Source organism: Pseudoalteromonas sp. Isolate3, from assembly GCF_022398505.1.
GTDB classification, from domain to species: domain Bacteria; phylum Pseudomonadota; class Gammaproteobacteria; order Enterobacterales; family Alteromonadaceae; genus Pseudoalteromonas; species Pseudoalteromonas apostichopi.
In genome coordinates, this window is the sequence record NZ_JAKEVN010000181.1 from 1 (window position 1) to 4,563 (window position 4,563).

General features: G+C 37.3%; 4 protein-coding genes. 1 reads left to right on the forward strand and 3 read right to left on the reverse strand.

The features are described 5' to 3' along the window. Nucleotides 1-40 precede the first annotated feature (40 nt). Complete coding sequence (locus L1D46_RS19720) at nt 41-1,015, forward strand: LysR family transcriptional regulator (RefSeq protein ID WP_239978096.1); 975 nt, start codon at nt 41-43, stop codon at nt 1,013-1,015. Here the strand turns inward: L1D46_RS19720 and L1D46_RS19725 are convergent. The 3 genes from L1D46_RS19725 to L1D46_RS19735 all read right to left on the reverse strand — a co-directional run bounded on the left by L1D46_RS19725 (nt 1,012) and on the right by L1D46_RS19735 (nt 4,514). Beyond that, a complete protein-coding gene (locus L1D46_RS19725) occupies nt 1,012-2,154 on the reverse strand; it encodes a GGDEF domain-containing protein (protein ID WP_239978097.1) in 1,143 nt (380 codons plus the stop codon). The genes L1D46_RS19720 and L1D46_RS19725 overlap by 4 nt on opposite strands. An 81-nt stretch (nt 2,155-2,235) precedes the next feature. Further along, entirely contained in the window at nt 2,236-3,129 is an 894-nt protein-coding gene (locus L1D46_RS19730; RefSeq protein ID WP_239978098.1) for a TIGR01777 family oxidoreductase, read from the reverse strand. Nucleotides 3,130-3,227: 98 nt separating this feature from the next. Beyond that, nucleotides 3,228-4,514 (reverse strand): diguanylate cyclase, encoded by a 1,287-nt coding sequence (locus L1D46_RS19735; protein WP_239978099.1) that lies wholly within the window; start codon nt 4,512-4,514, stop codon nt 3,228-3,230. Between the last annotated feature and the right edge of the window lie 49 nt (nt 4,515-4,563).

Sequence of the window (4,563 nt, forward strand, 5' to 3'; positions counted from 1 at the left end):
TGATAATATTCTATAGATAATTATCTATAGGTGTTTGTTAATGGACTTGAGACATATTTCTTTTCGTTTACTTGAAGTGTTTATGTGCGTAGTAAAAACACGCTCAATTAGTGAGACAGCAAGGCAATTACATTTAACTCAACCGACTGTATCGCAACAAATTAAGCGCCTACAAGAAACCGTTAATGAACCTTTAGTGATGGTTAATCAGCAGCGTCTTCATGTTACTGAAGCTGGCTTCGCGTTATTTCAAACTTGTCAGCAGGTGTTTGGTCATTTTGATGATTATCAAGATTACTTAGCTGAGCTCAGAGGTGGTGAGCGCGGTCGCTGTAAAATTGCAATTGTGAATACTGCTCAATATATTTTGCCGAAATTATTAGGTCCTTATAGTAACTTACACCCTCATGTTGAGCTGCCGCTTGAAATTGGTAATCGTGCTGAGGTGCTTGCTCGATTTGAAAGAGGCGAAGATGATATCTATGTATTTAGTCATCCCCCCTCATTAGAGCACGCCAAGGCTGGCCAGTTTTTACAAAATCCATTGGTATTTATTGCGCCAACTAATCACCCGCTTGTAAGTAAAAACAACGTTACATTGCACGATTTAATCTCAGAACGATTTTTACTTCGAGAGCAGGGCTCTGCCACGCGAATGTTGTTTGAAAGCGAGCTACAAAGTCGGGGAGTTGTATTAAGTAATACAGTGCAAATGGCAAGTAATGAAGCTATTCGTGTTGCTGTCGGCTCTGGCATGGGTCTGGGAGTCGTGTCTCGTCATGTCTTACCACCACACGATAGCAGCTTTTGTATGCTAAATGTGCAAGATGTGAACTTAGCGAGTCATTGGTATTTTGTGGTGCGAACCGATCGCCATTTGTCGCATGCTGCGCGAAATTTTTTAAAGTTTGCCGAGTTAAATTTAGAGCAGTGCTTAGACAAAGTGTGGGTAAATAATGAGCTAAGTCAGCTAAATGCGAGCATTAATGTTCAGCTAGAAAAAAGGCACCATTAAAATGCCATTGTCACAACTTGGTTTCGGCCATTTAATTTAGCTTTGTATAAACCTTTATCGGCCTTTGCAAGTAGTTCATTTACATTATTAGTACCCGACTTGTGGGTGATTATACCAATGCTAATAGACAGATTAATTTCTTGGTTGTTATGGTGAAAGCTATCGTTGTGGATGGCTAAGCGAATTCTTTCAGATAGAATTTCACCCTTAACTTGACTGGTATTGGGTAGTATTACTGCAAACTCTTCACCACCTATTCTAGCAACTAAGTCGTGTTCACGAAGCTGGCTTTTAATCTTGTTCGCAACCCATTTGAGTGCTTCATCACCTGTTTCGTGACCATGTAGGTCATTTACTCTTTTAAAGAAGTCGATATCAATCATCAAAGCACAGAGTTCTGTAAGGCTGCTATTTGCTTTTTCTAAATAATTGTTACTAATAGTTATAAATGACCGGCGGTTTAATAAATCAGTAAATGGATCGCGATTAGCAAGGTCACTCAATGTTTGCTCAGATTCTAGAAACATTATTAGTGGCCAAATCATGGCTGTTAGGGTAGTGATAATGATATGACTTATCAGAATAACAGCTATTATTTGGTTTAAGTCTATGTTTAACAAACCTAGATAATCAGAAAGTAGCAGCAAAAACTGTATAGCCATGACTAAAGAATGAATTACAAAGCATACCTTGAGTAATGCTAAATGCATAATGCGCTTCACATGTAGCCCTTTAAGCGCGAAAGCAGCATAACTAAAGCATACGGCAATGATGGCCGTTGTGAGCAACTGACTTATTGGCAGATTATAAAGAGGAAGTAATATGGCAGAAGATGAAACTAGCACGAATGCACATGCACTTTGGTATTTTTTGTCAGACTGGCAATAAGCATGAATTCCTAATATTGCTGATAATGGTGCTGCAATAATTAGTAAATTGGCCAGATAGTGCGTAATTAAAGGAAAGTCAATAATAGCTCGTAGAGAGGCTGTAATTTGTGCGCATACAAAAATTAGACACGAGCTTCCCCAGTATAAATAGCTTGATTGTTGCCTTAGAAAGTATAAAGACAGTAAGAAAGCCCCAATAATCACATTCAATAAAATTGAAATGCTGATTATGGTGGGTAATTGCATCATGATTTTCCCTGAATAATCACTCGACTAATATCAGGTTAATTATTATGTATTAGTTACCTCTAATCAACCTAGACATAGTAATTATATTTTTAGACTTTCTAATGCTGGTTTTAATGTCGGGTAGTGGAATCGATAATTATGGCTTAGTAGCTTATTAGGGAGCACAAATTGACCGTAAAGCAGTAGATCAGACATTTCACCCATCATCATTTTTAACACCCAACTAGGCATACGCAACATAGCCGGACGCGAAATGACATTAGCTAATGTCTGGCTAAATTCATTATTATCAACAGGGTTAGGTGCAGTCGCGTTTATTGGCCCATGGATATTTTGATGTGAGAGAACAAAAAGGATTAGTTGGATCATGTCATCAATATGAATCCATGACATTCCTTGCTTTCCATGGCCTAATGGCCCACCTAAGCCAAACTTAAAGGCAGGAAGCATTTTACCAAGTGCACCACCTTGCTTAGCTAACACGATACCAGTACGAAGTAAGCACACCCGGGTTTTATCAGAATGTGCTTTCGTAGCTGCATGCTCCCAGTCTCGACAAAGAACGTGACTAAATTCAGGGTAAATATCATTGAAGCTCTCATCAATCGGCTGATTATCTTGTCGTCCATAAAAACCAATAGCACTGCCTGAAATAAATGTATGGGGTGGAGATTCACATCGGCTAATTGCTTTAGAGATCAGTAAAGTAAGATTAATTCGACTATTAAGTAAAGTTTGCTTTTGAGACTCGCTCCAACGTTTATTAACGATAGGTTCACCAGCTAAGTTGATGATGGCATCAATTTCTTCAAAATTAACTTCATCTAGTGACTTCACAGTATGCACTTGATGAGTCAGGATTACGGCTGCTTGAATTGGGTTGCGAGTAAGTACAGTGACTTTATGATGGTTTAATAAGAAAGGGCACAAATGTCTACCAATAAGGCCTGTTCCACCGGTTAAAAAAATATGCATAGTGCTACCTTAATGAAAGTGCTGTGTATTTTTTATACATTCTGATGAGTGTTTTTGCAAATTTATACGGATAAAGCAGTAATTTAGATTACTCTTTTTTAACCTTCTTGATAAATGTGATAACTCTTTTTAGGGTGTCTTTTAGATTTGTACATCGCCAGGTCAGCGAGTTCGAGTAGTTGCTTATACTCTGTACTGTGATCTGGGGCTAATGCTACTCCAATACTAATAGAAATATTTATTGTGTGTTGTTCCAGCATAAAAGGATGATTGAAGCACTCCAATAGGTGATCAATCATTGCATCAATAAATCTGCTTTTGGCTATATTATGCGTAACAATAACAAATTCATCTCCTCCATAGCGATATACATCATCATCGGCTCTAACAGATGAAGTAATGCGTTTTGCGGTTTCTATTAGTATTTGATCACCGATTAGATGACCATATTCATCATTAAGTTGTTTAAACTTATCTATATCAATGAATATAACCGCAAGCTTATTTTTTTCGGAGCAAAGGTTGATAGCATGCTTTAATGCAGGTTTTAATTCTGTACGGTTTAAAACTCCTGTTAGGTGATCGTGACTTGCCTGAAAGTTTAATTTTCTCGTTCGTTCATAAACAATGTCACTCATGCGTACAAAGCGTTTTATCAAGTAGCCTATTTCATCGTGGATATCAATTGTTAAAGCTTTCGGCTTTTCGCCTTTTTCAACCTGTTTGGTAATGTGTATTAATAGTTTGAGGGGTTTTAAAAGCTTAGAATTTATATAAAAGGCGCAAAACAATAATAAGATAATGGCTAGTGGAATTTGCATAGTGACGAAACGCGTAATAAAAATTTTGGATTCTTGGTATTCAGCATTTTGTTGTTCTAGTTTTGCTCGTGCCGTATCTTGAAATAGTTCAATCTGCGTGCGGATTTGATCCATAAACTGCTTACCTTTATTAGTTAACACAACGACTTTTGCTCTCTCAAGCGCAGAGGGTGTGCCCTGCAAAACAAGTTCAACAGTTAATGCCAACTCAGCTAGCTTTTTACTTATTAGTTCATCAATTAATGCAAGTGTATTCTTTTGCTCTGGGTTGTTTATGGTTAGCTTATTGATGTTTAGAAAATGTTCTTTTACTTGATCAAGAGCAGAGTAATAGGGCGTTAAATAACTGATGTCTTGTGTTAATAAATAGCCTCGTTGACCTGTTTCAGCGTTTATGAGTTGCTTGTAAAGCTTTTCTGACTCATCAAGTACATCATGAGTGCGGATCACTGTTTCAAGCTTAGCCTGACCCTCTTTATCTAATAAATAGATGATAAAGGTATTAGCTACTATCACTAATAAAACAGTTGACAGTAAAAGGGTGAATTTGGCTCTAAGTGACATTGAAATGGTAAGTGCCTATAATTACTAACTTTAATAATAAAGTATTGAC

Coding starts and splice junctions, on each gene's coding strand:
- L1D46_RS19720 (WP_239978096.1), top strand. CDS start 41: ATGGACTTGAGACATATTTCTTTTCGTTTACTTGAAGTGTTTATGTGC.
- L1D46_RS19725 (WP_239978097.1), bottom strand. CDS start 2,154: ATGATGCAATTACCCACCATAATCAGCATTTCAATTTTATTGAATGTG.
- L1D46_RS19730 (WP_239978098.1), bottom strand. CDS start 3,129: ATGCATATTTTTTTAACCGGTGGAACAGGCCTTATTGGTAGACATTTG.
- L1D46_RS19735 (WP_239978099.1), bottom strand. CDS start 4,514: ATGTCACTTAGAGCCAAATTCACCCTTTTACTGTCAACTGTTTTATTA.